General features: G+C 57.6%; 18 protein-coding genes. 14 read left to right on the top strand and 4 right to left on the bottom strand.

Features of this window, described 5'->3' with window-relative positions:
- The first annotated feature begins 44 nt into the window (after window positions 1–44).
- From glcD to Q1K07_RS08395, 7 genes are all read left to right on the top strand, one after another.
- Window positions 45–1,544, top strand: a complete 1,500-nt coding sequence (gene glcD, locus Q1K07_RS08425) for a glycolate oxidase subunit GlcD (RefSeq protein ID WP_300309757.1) — start codon at window positions 45–47, stop codon at window positions 1,542–1,544.
- 8 nt (window positions 1,545–1,552) lie between these two features.
- Window positions 1,553–2,647 (top strand): glycolate oxidase subunit GlcE, encoded by a 1,095-nt coding sequence (gene glcE, locus Q1K07_RS08420; protein WP_300309755.1) that lies wholly within the window; start codon window positions 1,553–1,555, stop codon window positions 2,645–2,647.
- 14 nt (window positions 2,648–2,661) lie between these two features.
- A complete protein-coding gene (gene glcF / locus Q1K07_RS08415) occupies window positions 2,662–3,906 on the top strand; it encodes a glycolate oxidase subunit GlcF (RefSeq protein WP_300309753.1) in 1,245 nt (414 codons plus the stop codon).
- Window positions 3,907–4,014: 108 nt separating this feature from the next.
- Entirely contained in the window at window positions 4,015–4,440 is a 426-nt protein-coding gene (locus tag Q1K07_RS08410) for a heme-binding protein (protein WP_300309751.1), read from the top strand.
- 78 nt (window positions 4,441–4,518) lie between these two features.
- The gene (locus Q1K07_RS08405) at window positions 4,519–5,460 is read left to right on the top strand and encodes a DMT family transporter (RefSeq protein WP_300309748.1); all 942 of its coding nucleotides are present in this window, start codon (window positions 4,519–4,521) and stop codon (window positions 5,458–5,460) included.
- Complete coding sequence (locus tag Q1K07_RS08400) at window positions 5,457–6,275, top strand: M90 family metallopeptidase (RefSeq protein ID WP_300309746.1); 819 nt, start codon at window positions 5,457–5,459, stop codon at window positions 6,273–6,275. The genes Q1K07_RS08405 and Q1K07_RS08400 overlap by 4 nt, the downstream gene beginning before the upstream one ends.
- Complete coding sequence (locus Q1K07_RS08395) at window positions 6,272–6,961, top strand: VTT domain-containing protein (RefSeq protein ID WP_366945051.1); 690 nt, start codon at window positions 6,272–6,274, stop codon at window positions 6,959–6,961. Before Q1K07_RS08400 ends, Q1K07_RS08395 begins: the two co-directional genes overlap by 4 nt.
- A gap of 15 nt (window positions 6,962–6,976) precedes the next feature.
- On the opposite strand, the gene Q1K07_RS08390 is transcribed toward Q1K07_RS08395, so the two are convergent.
- The 3 genes from Q1K07_RS08390 to Q1K07_RS08380 all read right to left on the bottom strand — a co-directional run bounded on the left by Q1K07_RS08390 (window position 6,977) and on the right by Q1K07_RS08380 (window position 10,818).
- On the bottom strand, window positions 6,977–8,005 hold the full coding sequence (locus Q1K07_RS08390; protein WP_300309745.1) for a sensor domain-containing diguanylate cyclase: 1,029 nt from the start codon (window positions 8,003–8,005) through the stop codon (window positions 6,977–6,979).
- A 347-nt stretch (window positions 8,006–8,352) separates the two neighbouring features.
- Window positions 8,353–9,678 (bottom strand): glycosyltransferase, encoded by a 1,326-nt coding sequence (locus Q1K07_RS08385; protein ID WP_300309742.1) that lies wholly within the window; start codon window positions 9,676–9,678, stop codon window positions 8,353–8,355.
- Between the two features lie 228 nt (window positions 9,679–9,906).
- Entirely contained in the window at window positions 9,907–10,818 is a 912-nt protein-coding gene (locus tag Q1K07_RS08380) for a LysR family transcriptional regulator (RefSeq protein WP_300309741.1), read from the bottom strand.
- 101 nt (window positions 10,819–10,919) lie between these two features.
- On the opposite strand from Q1K07_RS08380, the gene Q1K07_RS08375 reads away from it, so the two are divergent.
- Window positions 10,920–12,002 carry a tartrate dehydrogenase gene (locus Q1K07_RS08375; RefSeq protein ID WP_300309739.1) on the top strand — a complete coding sequence of 361 codons (1,083 nt, stop codon included), beginning with the start codon at window positions 10,920–10,922 and terminating at the stop codon, window positions 12,000–12,002.
- Window positions 12,003–12,235: 233 nt separating this feature from the next.
- Here the strand turns inward: Q1K07_RS08375 and Q1K07_RS08370 are convergent, their stop codons facing one another.
- The gene (locus Q1K07_RS08370) at window positions 12,236–13,111 is read right to left on the bottom strand and encodes a class I SAM-dependent methyltransferase (protein ID WP_300309738.1); all 876 of its coding nucleotides are present in this window, start codon (window positions 13,109–13,111) and stop codon (window positions 12,236–12,238) included.
- A gap of 134 nt (window positions 13,112–13,245) precedes the next feature.
- Between Q1K07_RS08370 and Q1K07_RS08365 the strand changes: the two genes are divergently transcribed.
- The 6 genes from Q1K07_RS08365 to Q1K07_RS08340 all read left to right on the top strand — a co-directional run bounded on the left by Q1K07_RS08365 (window position 13,246) and on the right by Q1K07_RS08340 (window position 18,656).
- On the top strand, window positions 13,246–13,830 hold the full coding sequence (locus tag Q1K07_RS08365) for a lipocalin family protein (RefSeq protein ID WP_300309737.1): 585 nt from the start codon (window positions 13,246–13,248) through the stop codon (window positions 13,828–13,830).
- 99 nt (window positions 13,831–13,929) lie between these two features.
- Entirely contained in the window at window positions 13,930–14,949 is a 1,020-nt protein-coding gene (locus tag Q1K07_RS08360; protein WP_300309736.1) for an SMP-30/gluconolactonase/LRE family protein, read from the top strand.
- Between the two features lie 231 nt (window positions 14,950–15,180).
- Window positions 15,181–16,170, top strand: a complete 990-nt coding sequence (locus tag Q1K07_RS08355) for a succinylglutamate desuccinylase (RefSeq protein ID WP_300309734.1) — start codon at window positions 15,181–15,183, stop codon at window positions 16,168–16,170.
- A 259-nt stretch (window positions 16,171–16,429) separates the two neighbouring features.
- Window positions 16,430–17,200, top strand: a complete 771-nt coding sequence (locus tag Q1K07_RS08350) for an ATP-binding cassette domain-containing protein (protein WP_300309732.1) — start codon at window positions 16,430–16,432, stop codon at window positions 17,198–17,200.
- A gap of 20 nt (window positions 17,201–17,220) precedes the next feature.
- The gene (locus Q1K07_RS08345; RefSeq protein WP_300309730.1) at window positions 17,221–17,928 is read left to right on the top strand and encodes an ABC transporter permease; all 708 of its coding nucleotides are present in this window, start codon (window positions 17,221–17,223) and stop codon (window positions 17,926–17,928) included.
- Complete coding sequence (locus Q1K07_RS08340) at window positions 17,928–18,656, top strand: ABC transporter permease (RefSeq protein WP_300309728.1); 729 nt, start codon at window positions 17,928–17,930, stop codon at window positions 18,654–18,656. Before Q1K07_RS08345 ends, Q1K07_RS08340 begins: the two co-directional genes overlap by 1 nt.
- Window positions 18,657–18,669 lie beyond the last annotated feature (13 nt).

Genomic DNA, 18,669 nt, shown 5'->3' with positions numbered 1-18,669 from the left:
ACATTAGGGGCCCAGCAGACCAATAACGATAACCAGGAGGAGCCATGAACATCCTCTATGATGAACGCCTGGACGGCAGGTTGCCTCAGCGCAGCAAGGATGAGGTATTGGCTGAGCTGTCCCGTTCCATACCGGATCTGACCCTTCTTCATCGCGAAGAAGACCTGCGCCCTTTCGAATGCGATGGCCTATCTGCCTACCGGGTGCTGCCCATGCTGGTGGCCCTGCCAGAGACCCTGTCTCAGGTAGAGGCGCTGCTCAAGCAATGCAACAGGCTCAAGGTTCCCGTAGTGACACGTGGCGCTGGTACAGGCCTTTCGGGTGGCGCACTACCCTTGGAACAGGGGGTGCTGCTGGTCATGTCACGTTTCAATCGTATCGTGCACATTGACCCTGAAGCCCGCATCGCTCGCGTCCAGCCCGGAGTGCGCAACCTGGCCATCTCGGAGGCAGCCTCTCACTACGGGCTCTACTATGCGCCAGACCCCTCTTCCCAGATTGCCTGCTCCATCGGAGGCAATGTGGCCGAGAATGCAGGGGGTGTGCACTGCCTCAAGTATGGCTTGACCGTGCATAACGTTCTCGCCGTGGACATCCTCACCATCGAAGGCGAGCACATGTCCATTGGCTCTCAGGCGCTGGACTCTCCAGGTTTCGACCTGCTTGCCTTGATGATGGGATCGGAAGGCATGCTCGGCGTGATCACCGAGATCACCGTCAAACTGTTGCCCAAGCCGGAAACCGCCAAAGTCCTGATGGCCAGCTTTGATGACGTGGAGCAAGCGGGAGCCGCAGTAGGCGCAATTATCTCCGCAGGCATCATTCCCGGTGGCCTGGAGATGATGGACAACCTGGCTATCCGCGCCGCCGAGGACTTCATCAAGGCGGGGTATCCCGTGGAGGCCGAGGCCATCCTGCTGTGTGAACTGGATGGTGTCGAAGCCGATGTCAACGACGACATCGCTACCGTTCGAGAAGTGCTGGAAAACGCCGGGGCAACAGAAATTCGGCTCGCCAAGGACGAAGCCGAACGTGCGCGCTTCTGGGCAGGACGCAAGAATGCCTTCCCCGCGGTGGGCCGGATGTCCCCCGATTACTACTGCATGGATGGCACCATCCCCCGCCGCGAACTGCCTCGCGTCCTCAAGGGCATCAGTGATCTCTCCAGACACTATGGATTGCGCGTCGCCAATGTGTTCCATGCAGGAGACGGCAACATGCACCCGTTGATTCTGTTCGATGCCAATCGCGAGGGCGAACTGGAAACAGCCGAGGCCCTGGGAGGCAAGATACTCGAACTGTGTGTGGAAGCCGGCGGCTCCATCACCGGCGAACATGGTGTCGGACGGGAAAAGATCAACCAGATGTGCGCTCAGTTCAACAGCCTCGAAATTACGACATTCCATGCCGTGAAGGCAGCCTTCGACCCGCAAGGCCTGCTCAATCCCGGCAAGAACATTCCCACCCTGGCCCGCTGCGCCGAGTTCGGTGCCATGCATGTCCACGACAACCAGCTACCGCACCCGGAAATTCCGCGCTTTTGAGGCTTACCATGTCAGACCAACGATTCCCCACACAGGATGCATTGGACTCACTGCGCGCACAGATCCAGCATGCCAGCGAGAATGGTACGTCTCTGCGCATCGAAGGGGGCAACACCAAGGCCTTCTATGGCCGCCCAGTAGCAGGCGAGACCATCTCCACCATCGAACATCGTGGTATCACCCACTATGACCCGGTGGAACTGATCGTCTCGGTCCGTGCAGGCACTCCTCTGGCAGAGCTCGAAGCTGCCCTTGCCAGTGAGGGTCAGATGCTGCCCTTTGAGCCGCCTCATTACGGCCCGGGTGCCACCATCGGCGGAACCATCGCCACCGGCCTGTCTGGGCCTCGCCGCCCCTGGTCGGGTGCCGCTCGGGACTTCGTGTTGGGTGTGCGCTTGCTCAACTACCAAGGCCAGGAGCACCGCTTTGGTGGCGAAGTCATGAAGAACGTCGCTGGCTACGATCTGTCACGCTTGATGGTCGGCGCTCAAGGCACGCTGGGGCTGATCACCGAGGTCTCACTCAAGGTGCTGCCAAGACCCGGCGCCTGCCATAGCCTGCGCCTGAATATTTCCCTGAACGAAGCCTTGAGCCAACTGGCCAAGTGGGGCCAGAAACCCTTGCCGCTAAGTGCTGCAGCCTGGCACGACGGTGCCCTGCACCTACGCCTGGAAGGCGGTCCTGGCTCTGTGGCCGATACCTGCAGAATGATCGGCGGAGATAGCCTGGACAACGCCTACTGGGAGGACCTGCGTGAGCAGCAATTGCCCTTCTTCCAGCAAAGCAACATGCCGCTGTGGCGACTGTCCTTGCCAGCCAATACTGCCCCATTGGAGATCCCTGGTGTCGATGCCGAAAGCCTGATCCATGACTGGGCTGGCTGCCAACGCTGGCTACATGCCGATATCGACACCGAAACCTTACGTAGCGTCTGTGCCCAGGCTGGAGGCCATGCCACCTGCTTCACCCCGGACAGGCTCCCGGAATCCGCTGGTCCATTCACACCACTCGAGCCGATGGTCGCCAAGTATCACCACCGCCTCAAGGAGCAACTGGATCCTCAGGGTATCTTCAATCGTGGCCGCCTCTATGCAGAATTCTGAGCAGGAAGGATGACATGCAGACCCACTTCAACGAACAAGACCTCCAGAAACCGCATATTCGCGAAGCCGACCGCGTGCTGCGCACCTGTGTGCATTGCGGTTTCTGCAATGCCACCTGCCCGACCTACCTGCTGCTTGGTGATGAACGCGATGGTCCGCGTGGCCGCATCTACCTGATGAAGCAGTTGCTTGAAAAGCCCGATGACAAGGAAATAGGGGAAGAAACCCGTCTGCATCTGGACCGCTGCCTGACGTGCCGCAACTGTGAAACCACCTGCCCCTCTGGCGTCGAATACCACAAGTTGCTGGATATTGGACGAGCAGAAATCGAGCGCCGAGCACCTCGTTCGTTCAAGGACAAGGGGCTCCGCCTGGGCCTGCGCATGGCCATGGTCGAACCAGCCAGATTCAAGGCATTACTGGCGCTGGGGCAGACCTTTCGGCCCTTCGCTCCAGGTACACTCAAGGACAAGATTCCTGTCCAACCGACTCCTGCCGGCGTGCGCCCCGATGGCAAGAAGCATTCACGCCAGATGCTGATTCTGGAAGGCTGTGTACAGCCTGCGCTTTCGCCCAATACCAATGCTGCAACGGCGCGTGTCCTGGACCAGCTCGGGATTGGCCTTACCCCCGCGCCTGAAGCGGGCTGCTGCGGTGCCATCGACTTCCATCTCAATGCCCAGGATGCCGGGCGGGAACGTGCCAGGCGCAATATCGACGCTTGGCTGCCACTGCTCGAACAGGGCTGTGAAGCGATTGTCCAGACGGCCAGCGGCTGTGGCGCATTCGTCAAGGAATATGCCGACATTCTCGCTGATGATCCTGCCTACGCTGCCAAGGCTCGGCGCGTCAGCGCAGCTGCCAAGGACCTTGTCGAGATACTCGACAGCAGCAATCTCGAGGACCTGCTCATCAGTGCCGACAAGCGACTAGCCTTCCATTGCCCTTGCACTCTGCAACATGCACAGAAACTGGGAGGAGCGGTAGAAGGGGTATTGCAACGCCTGGGCTTCGAGCTGACCCCGGTACAGGACGCACACTTGTGCTGTGGTTCTGCAGGCACCTATTCGATCACCCAGCCACAACTCTCTCATCAGCTTCGCGACAACAAGATGGCAATGCTGGAGGCTGGCCACCCCGAGGTAATTGCTACGGCCAACATCGGCTGCCAGACCCATTTGGCTTCTGCCGGTCGGACACCGGTGCGCCACTGGATCGAAATCGTCGATGAAGCGCTGAGTTCTGCCCGTCAAACCTGATTGCCAAAGACTGATTGCCAAAACCTGCAAGCCAATAACAGACAACACCGCAGTCGCCATACAACAACATCAACGACCCATTCCCACTTCTTGATTCTGGAGACAACCATGACAACCAAGCCAATCTTGGATCAGACACACGTTCAGGCCCTGCTGGATAAAGCTCAGCATGAGGCCGAAACCAACGGCTTTGCCGTGACCATTGCGGTGGCGGATGATGGAGGACACTTGCTTGGCCTGCGCCGACTCGATGGTGCCGGTCCCTTCAGTGCCGAAGTCGCCTCAGCCAAGGCCCGAACTGCCGCCATCGGTCGCAAGGAAACCCAGGTGTTCGAGGACATGATCAACGCTGGGCGCAGTGCCATGCTCTCTGCCCCATTCCAGGGCCTGATGACTGGTGGAGTGCCCGTGATCATCGATGGACAGGTCGCAGGCAGCGTAGGGGTTTCCGGCGTCAAGCCCGAGCAGGATCGGCAGGTTGCACTGGCAGCACTTGAAGCGCTTGTCTCCCGAGCAACGACTTATCCGACATGACCTGCAATGCACGGCAAGATTGAGTAACCTTGGATATCCCGCTTCGGTGGGATATCCAAGTTTGTGCAAGGACCCTTCATGCCTCGCTCTGCAACATTCCCTGCCCTGGCCTGCCTGGCCCCCCTCGGTGCCGTGTTGATCTGGTCCGGCAACATGACCATCAACCAGCTTACCGTCGGTACCATCGCTCCCAGCACTATTGCCTTCCTGCGCTGGGTATTGGCCCTGCTGGTTCTGACCCCCTTCGTGCTTCCCAAGGCCTGGCAAGAGCGCGATGCCATTTGCCGAGCATGGCCTAAACTGGCGATCCTTGGACTTCTCGGCATGGCCCTGTGGCAAGGGTTGGCCTATATGGCAGCCGAAACCACCAGTGCCACCAATATGGGCATCCTGGCTGCCATGGTACCTCTTTTGACCGTGTTGCTCAGTGCACTGGTACTGCGCGAAACACCTACCTGGGGTGGTGTCGTCGGCGGATGCCTGGCGTTGGTCGGGGTCTTGTGGTTGCTCAGTCGCGGACATTTCAGCGCCCTGGCCGAGCTTGAGATTGCCACTGGCGATTTTCTCATGATCATCGCTGCAATCTGCTATGCCTTGTATGGCGTCATGCTCAAACGCTGGCCGCTGGATATCTCTCCTTGGGTCATGCTCTATGTCCAGGCCGTCTTCGCCACCCTGCTGCTGCTGCCGGGTTACTTGCTGGGCCCCATGACGCCGATCAGCTCAGCCAACGTCGGGCTTATCCTCTACGCAGGCATTCCCGCATCGATCATCACTACTTACCTGTGGATGATGGCCATTCGTCACCTCGGAGCCAGTCGCTCGAGCATCTTCATCAACCTGATGCCAGTGTTCAGCGCTCTCATTGCCATGCTGCTGCTTGGTGAGAGACTTGCCTGGTATCATCTCAGTGGCGGCCTGCTGGTATTGAGTGGCGTGCTGATGGCCCAACTGCTCACGCGCCCACTCAAGCGTTCACGAGTACAGCCCCTTCAAGACTCCAGGACAACGGCAAGATGATCCTGAAACGTTGGCAACAATGGAGAGCCGAGCGCTTCAACGCCCGACACCCCTTTCCCGTTGAACAATGGCATGATGCGCGCCAGCGCTTGCCCTTGCTTGGCCTGGTGCCAGATGAGCATGCCGAACGTCTCGGCCAGAGGGCCTGGCAATTTCTCCATGACAAGCGCGTCAGCCTGCATCCTGACCTGGCTCTGGACAATGCAGCCTTCGATGCTACCGAGCAGTTGGCTCTGGCAGCCCAGGCTTGCCTGTTGACATTGGGTTGGAGCGACCGAGAGCACCACGAAGCATTCGCCAACGTTCATGAAGTTCTGATTCTTCCCGATGCCTTCCGCCGTGAGGTGGAGGAAATCGACGAAGCCGGCGTGGTCCACAGGTGGGAGGATGAGCGAGCCGGAGAGACCTTCCACCAAGGCCCCGTGATTCTGGCCTACCCCGAAGTCATGGAGAGCGGGGGACTGGATGGCTTCAATGTCATCATCCATGAATTTGCCCACAAGCTGGATATGGGTAATTCATTCGATGCGGATGGTTTTCCCCCGCTGCCCAGCGATATCACCCCCCAGGACTGGTACCGAGAGTTCATGGCCACCTGGAACGACCTGCATGCACGCATCAGCAAGGGACAAGAAACCCCTATCGATGAGTATGCCGCCACCTACCCCGGAGAGTGCTTCGCCGTGTGTTGTGAAACCTTCTTCACCGCACCCGTTCGCCTGTCCCAGGCTTACCCGGGGCTGTATTCTTTGCTGACCCGCTACTTTCAGCAGACACCGGATAGTTGGGCCATTCGCAAAGGAGAGGCTGGTTGAGGACGCGCCGTTGGTTATTACCACTGATATTGTTCATGCTGTTGTTGCTTCTGGCGTTGATGTGGCAATGGCTTTCCATGCAAGAACTGCTGAGCGTCGACACATTGATGAGCGCAGTGCATTCGAGCATGGCCTGGCTGAAATCCCCCTGGGGTATCCCTGTCATTCTGGCGCTTTATGCCGGACTGTCACTGATCATGTTCCCACTGAGCCTGCTGGTCGCCGCCACCGGCCTCATCTTTGGGCCATGGTGGGGCTTCGGTTATGCTCTTGCTGGCACCTTGTGTGCCTCCATGCTGACCTGGTGGGTAGGACGTAAGATTGGTCGCGATGCCCTGCTGCGACATGGCGGCCAGCGACTTCACGGGCTGTCTCGCTATCTCGCCGGTCGAGGCGTCAGAACCATGGTAGTCGTCAATCTCTTGCCACTGGCTCCCTTCACCCTGACCAACATGATGGCAGGTGCTTTCCACTTGAAGTTTCGTGACTATATGGTGGGGTCGATCCTGGGCATTATCCCAGGTCTTGCCGGGGTGACCTTGCTCGGCAGCCAACTCGGCCAACTGGTCAATGCCGACAGTCGCAACGATGCACTTTATGCTATCGGTGGCCTGCTGATTGGAATAGGACTGCTGGTAGGATTGAAGCTCTGGGCCGACCGCAAGAAAGCCAGGCGCCGCAGCTAATGGATGTGGGTGAACTTAATAAATGTGGGTGAACTCGATACGATTGCGTCCGGCATTCTTGGCTCGATACATGGCACGATCAGCCTGACCAATCAGGAAGTCGAGATCTCTTGGCGCACCATCGATCAGCAAGGCACCGACACTTGCGGTCACGCTGATGTGGGTATCTGCGAAGGACACGGACATCTTGCTCAACGTATCAAGAAAGCGATTGAGCATGGCCATGATGCCATTTTCATTCACGTCCACCATGATCACACAGAACTCCTCGCCTCCCATGCGTGCAATCAGGTCCGTCTTGCGACAACTTTTTGCCAGTAACTCGCCAACCTGAACCAGTACCTTGTCGCCAGCTTCATGGCCATAGGTATCATTAACGACCTTGAAGTGATCAAGGTCGATCAGGGCAACCCCCAGGGAGACCTCCTCGCTTTGCCATCGTTTGGCGATGGAGGCAAAACGGCTGGAAAAGGCACGGCGATTGAAGACCCCTGTCAGAGGATCGGTTTCCGACAGCGCCATCACTTCTTCGACCTGGTGATGGATACGAATGCAGGCTGCCAACCAATGCGCCATCGCTTGCATACGCAGACGGTCACGAAGAGTAAAGGCATTCGTGTCTTCATGGGCCACGTTCATCGTGCCGAAACACTGATTACCGCTGATCAACGGAACGTCCAGACAGCACTTGAGTCCCATTTCATAAAGCTGCATGCAGTCCAGATCCCTGGTCATGCTGAAGTCCGCCATATATTCTGCCTGACGGGTAAGAAACACCCGCCCCGCCATGGTGCCTTCAATGGGCAGCAATTGATCCATGGGTATGGCTTCCTTGCCTTCCATGGCAATCAGCTTGAGATGGGTGTCGGACTCTACCAGAGTAATGGAGGCACGATGAGCCAGGAACACGGTCTGGGACCAGCGCGCCACGGTCTTGAGGAGATCGAACAACGAGACAGCTGCCGACAGTTCATGAACGAAACGTACCGGTAGCTCGATCGACAGCTCCTGGTTTTCATTTGTTTCTGGCTCGAATGACGACATGCTGCTCTCTATGGGGCTCACATCCATGTCCAAGAGTCCCGCTTCCATAGCACTCGCATCTGCGGGTTTCACGCTCTGGTCTCTTGGCCCTTGTTCTCTCGATCTCAGTTCTCTTGGCCCTTGTTCTCTCGATCTCAGTTCTCTTGACCCTTGCGTTCTCGACCCTTGTGCTCTTGAAACTTGAGTTCTCGAAATCGGTGTTCTGGGATCTATTGTTCTCGTATCTTCATGCGCACTCACTTGGCTGGCTCCTCGGGGTCCCCCATTCGCATAATGGCATTTGGCTAGTGTACCTCGAAGGCCGATCGGGTCTGTAAGTGTATTCTTATGAATTGAGGATATTTCAGCTACTTTAGTAACCGGTCTGTCTCATTTTCCTCTTCTCCTGGCCACCAGGAAGGACGTTCTTCACGCCACTCTTCCTTCATCAGTTGCCTCAATAGACGACCTCTGTAGCGTAACATTTGCCACTCCGCTCCCAGGCGACTGCGCACTTTCTCCCACCCTCCGTCGTCGGCATGGGTAAAGGCGCCACCTCTCGCAATCGCCAACCGGTATACCACCAGGCAACGCCGCGCGCAGCGCGACTCGTCATAGCTCTCTGCCGTTACCAGAGCTTCCCTGTGCATGCGCTCTCTGCATGCAGGTGCAGCACACTCCAGCAGTGCCTGAGAAAAGGCGCCACTATCCTCCTCCTGCAATAGACGACCGTTGCGGCCATCCTCGACAACTTCCCGAACCCCCGGAGCATCCAGCGCGACCACTGGCAGTCCTGCCGCCATGGCCTCCGCGATGACCATGCCTTGAGTCTCGCTATGGGAAGCGAAAGCGAACACGTTCATGGCCTGATAGGCATCGATCAGTTCTTTCCCCTGCAGGCGGCCGGTGAAACATACTCGTTGTTCGACACCATGGCGCCGGGCACATGCCTGCATGGTCTCCCGTGACTCTCCATCGCCTACAACCAGCCACCAGCAGTCTTTATCCTGGGCCAGCGCAAGACATACCCCCTCAGCCAGAAAATCGAGATTCTTTTCCTTGGCCAAGCGCCCCACATGGCCCAGCACAGTACTGTGGGAAGGAATGCCAAAGATGGTACGCCAATGCTGGCCATCACCTTTGCCGAATCGATGGATATCCACGCCACTAGGAACCACCGTAATATCGGCATTCGCCTGACGCTCGATCAAGAGATCCCGGATGCTCTCACTCGGCGCAATGACTTCATCACACAGGCGTGTGTACTGCGTTGCCAGGGCAACGACGAAGCGCCGCATGCGCGGTGAATCCCCTGGCACATAGTGGGTGTAGTGTTCATATAACGTGTGATGAGTGAACACCAGTGGCAGACCATAGATTTCCGCTACCCGTATGGCGGTATCTCCTAACAGGAAGGGATGATGAGAATGAACGATGTCCGGTTCGAAAGCCTCTATGGCATCGTAGAGCAGACTGGGAATAGGCACAGGCAGGGAAAAGTCGCTGCCATTGAATTGCTGTACAGCTGCTACCCTGAACACCCCTTCCTCATGATATGGCTGGCCATGAAAACGCGGCGCCACGACCATCACCCGGTGACCGAACTGTTGCAACTGTCCCTTGAGACGTTGAACCGACTCACTCACCCCACCGACAATCGGTACATAGGTATTGGTGAACATCAGGATATTCACGTTCGGTCAACACTCCTCGTAACGACTGACACGCCGCGGCTGATATCTAGGTATCGCCTCAGACTGGCTCCTCGAATATCGGTTCCACTGCATGGCATAAGAAACACATGACACAAGAAACATTTGTTATCCAAAAGACAAGGATGCTTTCAGATTACTGTCTAGTGTATGCCTGATTGTCCTGAGAAGGAGATACCAAATCGCGCATTACGCCAATGGGCTTCGCTGTCATGCAGGTGGAGCAGGTACGCGTTCTCCAAGTCGAGTGATCAGAAATTCGACAAAAGCTCGCAAACGGGCCGGCACATGGCGGCGCTGAGGGTAGATCGCATAGAAGTCGGCACGCACTCCCTGCCAGCCAGGTAACAGCGGTATCAGTTGCCCTTCAGACAGTTGTGCATGCACATCCCACCACGAGCGCAACAATATCCCATGTCCTTCCAGGGCCAGGCGTTTCACGACTTCACCATCATTGCTGGTCAACCGCCCTGTCACCTTGACCGTCTGAGGGCGCCCCCCATCCATCGGCATGAAACGCCAATGGGAAAAGTCACTATCATTTTCCCTCAATACAAGGCATTGATGATGCATCAGGTCTCGGGGAACCTGTGGAGCAGCATGCTTCTCCAGATATGCCGGTGCTGCACAAGGCACGCGGCGATTGACCAGCAGCCTGCGGGCAATCATGCGTGAGTCAGGTGGTTCACCGACACGGATACCAAGATCCACGGTTTCTCCCAATGGTGCAGGGAAATTGGACAGTTCCAGCGACGCTTCAATACCAGGGTGATGGAGGCAGAACTCCGATAGCAGGGGTGCGATGTGACGTCGCCCGAAGCCGAAAGTGGCGTTGATTCTGAGTGGACCGACCAATGCCTCACGGCCATCGCCCAGGCTCTCTTCCAGAGCCCCTAGCTCATCAAGCAGCTCACTCCCCTTGGCCAGGTAATGTTCACCTTCTGCCGTCAGCGTCAGGCGCCTGGTGGTGCGCGATGCCAGCTCTACGCCCAGGCGTGCTTCGAGCTGCTTGAGGCGCTTGCTCACGGCGGACAATGACAACCCTAGTTCCCGGGCGGTTGCTGTCAGGTTACCGGCCTGGGCCAGCTGACGAAAAAAGGCAAGATCGTCGAGGGAAGCCATGATCATCCACCCATATTCAACAATAGATTGAATTGTAGCCTGATTATCTCCCTGCTGTTCACCTCTACACTGACCCGTACCCAATCACTTGGAGAATCCTGATGACAAAGCGTATCGCAGTGCTCGCTGGAGATGGTATTGGCAAGGAGGTCATGCCGGAGGGAATCCGTTCTCTCAAGGCCGCCGCAAAACGCTTCAATATCGACATCGAACTCACCTCCTTCGATTTCGCCTGCTGTGACTACTATCTAGAGCACGGCAAGATGCTGCCGGATGACTGGCGCGACATCCTGATCGACTTCGACGCCATCTTCTATGGCGCCATCGGCTGGCCGGAAAAGGTCCCTGACCATATCTCGCTGTGGGGTTCGCTGCTCAAGTTCCGTCGTGAGTTCGACCAGTACGTCAATCTGCGGCCCTGCCGCCTGCTGCCGGGTATCAAGAGCCCTCTGGCGGGCCGAGTTCCCGGCGATATCGATTTCTATGTCGTGCGCGAGAACACCGAAGGGGAATATTCCAGCGTCGGCGGCGCCATGTTCGAGGGTACCGAGCGTGAAGTGGTGATTCAGGAAACCGTGATGACCCGCCATGGTGTCGACCGGGTACTCAAGTACGCCTTTGAACTGGCGCAGACTCGTCCCCGCAGGAAGCTGACCTCGGCAACCAAATCCAACGGTATCGCCATCACCATGCCCTGGTGGGACAAGCGTGTTGCCGAGATGGCCGAACAGTACCCGGAGGTGAGCGTCGACAAGTTCCATATCGACATCCTGACCGCCAACTTTGTCATGCACCCTGACTGGTTCGATGTGGTGGTGGCCAGCAACCTGTTCGGCGACATCCTCTCCGACCTCGGCCCGGCCTGCACTGGCACCATTGGCGTAGCGCCCTCGGCCAACATCAACCCGGAAGGCAAGTTCCCCAGCCTGTTCGAGCCGGTGCATGGCAGCGCCCCGGATATCGCCGGCAAGGGCATCGCCAACCCCATCGGCCAGATCTGGTCCGGCGCCATGATGCTGGAACACCTGGGCCACAAGAACGCCGGAGACGCCATTCTCGCTGCCATCGAAGCCGTCCTCGAGGAAGCCGACAGCAGCATTCTCACACCGGACGTCGGTGGCCACGGCAATACCGCCAGTCTCGGGCAGGCCATCAGCGAGCGGATTGAAAAGAGCGAGCCGTAAGCCGTAAGCCGTAAGCCGTAAGCCGTAAGCCGTAAGCCGTAAGCCGTAAGCCGTAAGCCGTAAGCGCCGAGTCTCGAACTACGAACGACGAACTGTCCAGAGCAGTCCTCGGTTCACAGGTAAAAGTTCGGGGCTCGGGGGAAATTCAGGTTCGGGGTTACTTACGACCCACATGGACGTGGGACGTGGGAAGTGCGCTTGTTCGTCGGGAACGAACATCGCCAGCTTATCACTTACCGCTCGAGCGGCTCGCCGCTCATTTCCCATACCCCTTGGATCACCCGGACGCGATCATTGGCCAGATTGGCCTGCAGGTTGCGTCCCATGGTGGTGAAGTCATCTCCGAACAGCAGCTGGGCGCCGGGCAGTGCCACTTTCTCGATAACCGCAGCCTGCTGCTCTCGCCGTCCATGATGACGTCGCCAGGACAGGGCCGGTTCAGTGACATCGATCAGCCTCAACTGGCGAAAACCGGCATGCTGCAGGTGTTGTTCCAGTGCCTGTCGCGACTCGAGATGACTGTGTTCAGGCCGCCGAGCCCAGGGCACCGGCAGGCTCAAGGGCTCCGGATTCGCCCCGGCTACAACTTCATGCAGCAATACCAGCCCACCGGGTACCAGCACTCGCCGCCACTCCTTCAGTACGGCATCCCGATCAGGCATGTTGAGCAGGGCGTGCTGACACCACAGCGCCTGGATGGAGTGAGATGCCAACGGCAGTTTGGCAGCGTCGGCACACAGAAAATCCGTTTGTGACGAGAGGCCGCAAGCCTGACTCAGCCAACGTGCCACATCAATGAAAGCCGGGGTGATATCGACACCCACCACCTTGCAGCCCAGTGCCTGTGCCAGCAGGCGGCTGGCTCCACCGGTGCCGCAACCCACATCCAGCATCCTCGTGACACCCGACAACTCACCCAACTCCAGCAGGCGCTGGCTCGCTCCGCGTCCCCCGAGATGCAGTTGATCAAGACCCGCCATCTGCGCAGGTGCCAACTGATCTGGATTGATCCCGGCCTCCACAAATGCCGCGCGCAGGCGATCGATCAAGGCCATCTGGTCATACCCGGCATAATGCTGGCTCAAGCCTGACACCGTATGATCCCTCATCCTTTCTCCGCCATGGCTGTGTTGTTCTGACTACTCACGTACATCAGTATCCTGCATGATTGATGGACAAACCGACATGATTGCCGCGCGGTTGTCTTCCCTTCACGCCAATCGCTCACCCTCGAGGACCTCCAATGACTAGGCTCGATCTCTTCCGTCGCTCAGGCGGCATGCTGCTGTGTGCCATGCTGGTAACAGCCTGCACCGGTATTCCCCAGGGTACTCAACCGATCAATGACTTTGTGCTTGATGACTACCTCGGGCGCTGGTACGAGATCGCACGCTTCGACCATTCCTTCGAGGAGGAGCTGGACTGCGTCACCGCTGACTATTCCCTGCGCGATGATGGAGGCGTTCGCGTCATCAACCGCGGTCTCAACCTGGACAGCGGTGAAATCGATGTGGCCGAAGGCAAGGCCTATCCATTGGGCGATGCCAATGAGGGGAGACTCAAGGTGAGTTTCTTCGGCCCTTTCTATGCCAGTTACAACATTCTGGCGCTGGACGAGCATGGCCAATGGTCGCTCGTCAGCGGACCAGATCGTGACTACCTGTGGATTCTTTCCCGCACCCCGCAACTTGATGATGGCACTTACCGGCAATTGGTCGCGATGGCACGTGACCTCGACTTCCCTATCCAGCAACTGCTCAAAGTGGAACAGGGAGAAGCTTGCTCGGTACTGGCGGATCGGGATCAGGACGTGTCACTCGGGACATGATCAAGCATCGGCAAAATGTACAACATACAATGCCGTGGATAACACATATCTTGAAGGAGGTTCCGATATCCGTTATTCCACCAGCAGAAGGATAATGTCATGTCCCTTGCAAGACGTCAGTTCCTCGCCACTTCTGCCGCCCTGGGTGCCGCGGCGGCCGCCCCGAGCCTGTTCGCTAACACCCGTGCGCCATCACGCTATCCGGATGACGCCTGGCAGGTAATCGACGAGCGTTTCCAGAAGTATGTGCTGTTCAACACTCCTCTGGAGCGCCAATGGACAGGCGGCCTGTGGCTCGAAGGCCCCGCCTGGAACGCCGTGGGGCGCTATGCGGTATTCAGCGATATCCCCCGTGCACTGCAGATGCGCTGGGACGAGGCAAGCGGAGAAGTCAGCATCCTGCGCCACAAGGTGGGGCATTCCAATGGCAATGCCTTTGATGGCCAGGGGCGCCTGGTGGCCTGTGAGCACTCCCCCGCTCGAGTCGTGCGTTACGAGTGGGACGGTAGCCTCAACGTGCTTGCCGAAAGCTACGACGGCAAGCCGCTCAACGCGCCCAATGATCTGATCTGTCTGGAGAGCGGCGGTATCATCTTCACTGATCCAGGTTATGGTGCCCATGTCGAGTACGAGGGCGCGGTTCGCGAGCTGGAACTGGATACCACTGTCTATTACTGGGAAGATGGCATGGCCGAACCTCAGCCACTTACCACTGAACTGTTCAAGCCAAATGGCATTGCCCTCGGGCCAGACAAGCGCAGTGTCTATATTGCTGACACCGCGCCTTCTCATTATCCCGATGAGCCTGCAACCATTACTCGCTTCACCCTTGGTGATGACGGTAAGTCACTGACCGATCCGACACGTCTCGTGGAAAGCCACGAAGAAGGTTATGACGGGCTCGCCTGCGACCAGGATGGCAACATCTGGGCAGGCACCTCGGGAGGAGAGGGTCACGATGGCGTGACGATATTCTCGCCGGACGGTACCTTGATCGGACGTATCCTGTTGCCGGAAGTCTGCGCCAATGTGTGTTTCGTCGGCGAGGACCGCAATCGTCTGCTGATGACAGCCAGCCAGTCCATCTACACCCTCTACACCAACACCCGTGGCGCCTGACGGCGCTTCCTCTCCCGCCTCCGACTGCGCTCGACGGTCCTGCCGTCGAGCCTTTCATTTTCTCACCGGTGGTTTTCAACAGTCCGACGCTACCGCTTGCATCCAACCTATTCTCGCTGGATGGTGATCCTCCAACATCCAGGGTTGGTGCTATACAACACCTGCATGATCAGGAGACACAATTAATGAAAGTGATGGATATGCCACTGACGTCCCACTCGAGAGGTCACCATGCTTGCTGATTGGTTATCCGCCACTCTCGATGACACCCCCTCCTTCTCTCCTGAAGGCAACGTCGGTGACGGCCGCTACCATATCGATGCACCTGGCGTCATCACACTGACACCCGCCGAACTCTCTGCCGATGCCAGGGCCGTGGTGATCTCGGTAGGTATCCATGGCAATGAAACAGCCCCTATCGAGCTGCTGGGTGAGTGCCTGGCACGCCTGGAAGCAGGTCTGGTCACGCTGGGTGCGCCGGTACTGGTGATTCTGGGTAATATTGAAGCTATTCGCTTGGGTGTGCGCTTTGTCGAAACCAACCTGAATCGCTTGTTCAAGCGTGAACTCGAGCTCGAAGGCAATGAGGCCAACCGTGCCCGGGAGCTGATGGCAGCGGTGGATACCTTTTACCAGCGCTACGCGCAGCTCCCTCGCCTTCACTACGACTTGCACACCGCAATCCGTGACAGCCAGTATCCTCGCTTCGTGGTCGACCCATTTGCCGATACCCAGACCGACGATGAACAATGGCGCTGGCTCGCCGGGGCCGATATCCAGGCAGCTCTGCAGCAGCACCAGCACAGCTGGACCTTTTCGCATTACAGCAAGCACTACCATGGCGCCCAGGCATTTACGCTGGAACTGGGCAAGGCCTTGCCCTTCGGCAATAACGATCTGGCTCCTCTGGCGCCCATGGGGCAATTGCTTGAATCTCTGATAGCCGGGCGGCAGCCGATTGAAGGCGACGTATCCCGCATGGCGGGTTTCAAGGTTGCCGTTGAGGTGTTCCGTGAGAGTGAAGACTTCGAACTATGCTTTGCTGACGATACTCCCAATTTCACTGCTTTCGCTCCTGGGGAAATCGTCGCCAGAGATGCCAAGGCGGGTGATACCCAGGTTGGCGAGATCCCCCTTCGAATCGTGTTTCCCAATGCCAAGGTTGAGCTTGGTGCCCGAGCAGTATTACTGGTGAAGCCGACCGAACTTTCACGAAGATAAGTCAAACGATCGATTTATTTTTACACCAGGCAGCCTCATTTCCAGCGCTCACATAAAAACTTCTAAAAACAACAATCTGGAGACATAACAATGCATTTACATACACCAACAATAGACGAAGGTATAATCTCTTTCAGTCTGCGATCGTCTAGCGAGCTTCCCTGAGCCTGTTAGAATCCCCCCCTTTTCGCGCCAGTCCGCGCTATTCGGCACTCTCCCCAGGTAATAACAATGTGCCGACCTATCTGGAGCTCGATTCATGGCTGATACCCCGATTCCGCTGGAAGTGCGCAATATCCGCAAGCGCTTCGGCAACAACGAAGTACTCAAGGGCTTGTCTCTGCAGGCCCACAAGGGTGACGTCATCACGCTGATTGGCGCATCAGGTTCCGGTAAAAGCACCTTTCTTCGCTGCATGAACCTGCTCGAACAACCCGACGATGGCGAACTCATCGTTCATGGCGAATCCGTTCTGTTCAAGGACACCAAGCACGGCCGTGAACCAGCCAATCAGAAGCAGGTGGTGCGCATGCGTGCCAAGCTGTCGATGGTCTTCCAGAGCTTCAACCTGTGGTCACACATGACCCTGCTGGAAAACGTCATCGAGGCACCCGTGCATGTCCTCAAGCAACCCAGGCACGAGGCCATCGAATACGCACGCCAACTGCTGGAACGAGTAGGGCTGGCAGAACGTGCCGACTATTATCCATCGCAGCTTTCCGGCGGTCAGCAACAGCGTGGTGCCATCGCTCGAGCCCTGGCCATGGATCCGGAAGTGATGCTGTTCGATGAGCCCACGTCGGCACTCGACCCTGAACTGGTGGGCGATGTACTCAAGGTCATGCGGGACCTGGCCGAAGAAGGCCGCACCATGATTGTGGTGACACACGAAATGGCATTTGCACGGGATGTTTCTTCCCAGGTCATCTATCTCCACCAGGGTCTGGTCGAGGAAGCAGGCGCTCCGCAGGACGTCCTTGGCAACCCGAAGTCCGATCGCCTGAAGCAATTCCTTGCTCCCAAACACTGAGCCCAGCCCAGGAGAATCCGATGATTGACCTGCAAGGCTACGGCCCCAGACTGTTCCAAGGCGCGCTCCTGACCATCGAGGTTGCGGGGCTATCACTGCTTCTGGCGGTGATTCTCGGCCTGCTCACGGCCAGTGCCAAGATGTCACGCAACTGGTTTCTGCATCGCATTGGCACCCTCTACACCACCATCATTCGTGGTGTGCCGGATCTGGTGATGATGTTTCTGCTGTTTTTTGGCGCCCAGGTCGGCCTCAACATGATCACCGACTGGATGTATGAGCAATTCGGCTGGGATCTATATGTCGAGATCAATTCCTTTGTCGCCGGCGTCATCACCATCGGCCTGATATTTGGTGCTTACATGGGCGAAACCTTCCGCGGCGCCTTTCTGGCTGTCGATCGTGGCCAGATAGAAGCCGGGCGTGCCTATGGCATGACCCATGGCCAGGTATTCCGCCGCATCCGCTTCCCGCAGATGATGCGCCACGCCCTGCCGGGCCTGTCCAATAACTGGATGGTGCTGCTCAAGACCACGGCTCTGGTTTCGATCATTGGCCTGAGCGATATGGTGCGAGTCGCCGAGGAAGCTTCGAAGGCGACTCATCAGCCTTTTGTCTTTCTGACGATTGTGGCCGTGATCTACCTGGCCATTGCCAGCGTTTCCGAATGGGGCTTCGCCAGGTTGCAGAAGCGTTACAGCGTGGGCTTCACGGGAGGAGATGAGTGATGGAATGGCTGACTTCTCTACAGACGCTGCTGAGCGACCATACCGTACTGACACCCGCCAACCTGGCCCGTTATGGCGAAGGTCTGACCACGACAGTACAACTGGTGTTTCTATCACTGATTGCAGGCCTGATTCTGGCGGTACCGCTGGCCATCGGTCGCGGCTCGAAACGCCGCTGGATCAAGCTGCCGATCTATGCCTACACCTATGTGTTCCGCGGCACGCCACTGCTGGTGCAGCTGTATATGATCTACTACGGGTTACCCAGCATCGATGCGCTGAGGGACTGGAAATACTGGGATTATGTCGATCAAGCACATATCTGGGCACTGATTGCCTTCACCCTGAATACCGCCGCTTATACCACCGAAATCTTCCATGGCGCGATCAAGACCACGCCGCGTGGCGAGATCGAGGCAGCCAAGGCCTATGGCATGTCCTGGGGACTGCGCATGCGCCGGATTATCCTCCCCAGCGCCTTCCGTCGTGCCTTGCCCGCCTATGGCAATGAAGTCATCTTCATGCTGCATGCCAGTGCCGTGGCCAGCGTCGTCACCATCATGGACTTGACCGGCGCAGCCAGATTCATCGTCACCCGCACCTATGCTGCCTTCCAGCCATATCTGTTCGTGGCGGTGATCTATCTGTGCCTGACCTTCGCCATTCTCTACCTGTTCCGTTATCTGGAAAAACGCCTGCTGGCACACTTGAGGCCAGTAGAGGGCTGAAAGAAGGCACGCG

This window comes from Halomonas sp. (assembly GCF_029263665.1).
Taxonomy (GTDB): domain Bacteria; phylum Pseudomonadota; class Gammaproteobacteria; order Pseudomonadales; family Halomonadaceae; genus Halomonas.
The sequence above is the reverse complement of the archived record's forward strand: the minus strand, read 5'-3'. Positions and strand labels throughout refer to the sequence as shown.

Coding starts and splice junctions, on each gene's coding strand:
- glcD (WP_300309757.1), top strand. CDS start 45: ATGAACATCCTCTATGATGAACGCCTGGACGGCAGGTTGCCTCAGCGC.
- glcE (WP_300309755.1), top strand. CDS start 1,553: ATGTCAGACCAACGATTCCCCACACAGGATGCATTGGACTCACTGCGC.
- glcF (WP_300309753.1), top strand. CDS start 2,662: ATGCAGACCCACTTCAACGAACAAGACCTCCAGAAACCGCATATTCGC.
- Q1K07_RS08410 (WP_300309751.1), top strand. CDS start 4,015: ATGACAACCAAGCCAATCTTGGATCAGACACACGTTCAGGCCCTGCTG.
- Q1K07_RS08405 (WP_300309748.1), top strand. CDS start 4,519: ATGCCTCGCTCTGCAACATTCCCTGCCCTGGCCTGCCTGGCCCCCCTC.
- Q1K07_RS08400 (WP_300309746.1), top strand. CDS start 5,457: ATGATCCTGAAACGTTGGCAACAATGGAGAGCCGAGCGCTTCAACGCC.
- Q1K07_RS08390 (WP_300309745.1), bottom strand. CDS start 8,005: ATGTCGTCATTCGAGCCAGAAACAAATGAAAACCAGGAGCTGTCGATC.
- Q1K07_RS08380 (WP_300309741.1), bottom strand. CDS start 10,818: ATGGCTTCCCTCGACGATCTTGCCTTTTTTCGTCAGCTGGCCCAGGCC.
- Q1K07_RS08375 (WP_300309739.1), top strand. CDS start 10,920: ATGACAAAGCGTATCGCAGTGCTCGCTGGAGATGGTATTGGCAAGGAG.
- Q1K07_RS08370 (WP_300309738.1), bottom strand. CDS start 13,111: ATGAGGGATCATACGGTGTCAGGCTTGAGCCAGCATTATGCCGGGTAT.
- Q1K07_RS08365 (WP_300309737.1), top strand. CDS start 13,246: ATGACTAGGCTCGATCTCTTCCGTCGCTCAGGCGGCATGCTGCTGTGT.
- Q1K07_RS08360 (WP_300309736.1), top strand. CDS start 13,930: ATGTCCCTTGCAAGACGTCAGTTCCTCGCCACTTCTGCCGCCCTGGGT.
- Q1K07_RS08355 (WP_300309734.1), top strand. CDS start 15,181: ATGCTTGCTGATTGGTTATCCGCCACTCTCGATGACACCCCCTCCTTC.
- Q1K07_RS08350 (WP_300309732.1), top strand. CDS start 16,430: ATGGCTGATACCCCGATTCCGCTGGAAGTGCGCAATATCCGCAAGCGC.
- Q1K07_RS08345 (WP_300309730.1), top strand. CDS start 17,221: ATGATTGACCTGCAAGGCTACGGCCCCAGACTGTTCCAAGGCGCGCTC.
- Q1K07_RS08340 (WP_300309728.1), top strand. CDS start 17,928: ATGGAATGGCTGACTTCTCTACAGACGCTGCTGAGCGACCATACCGTA.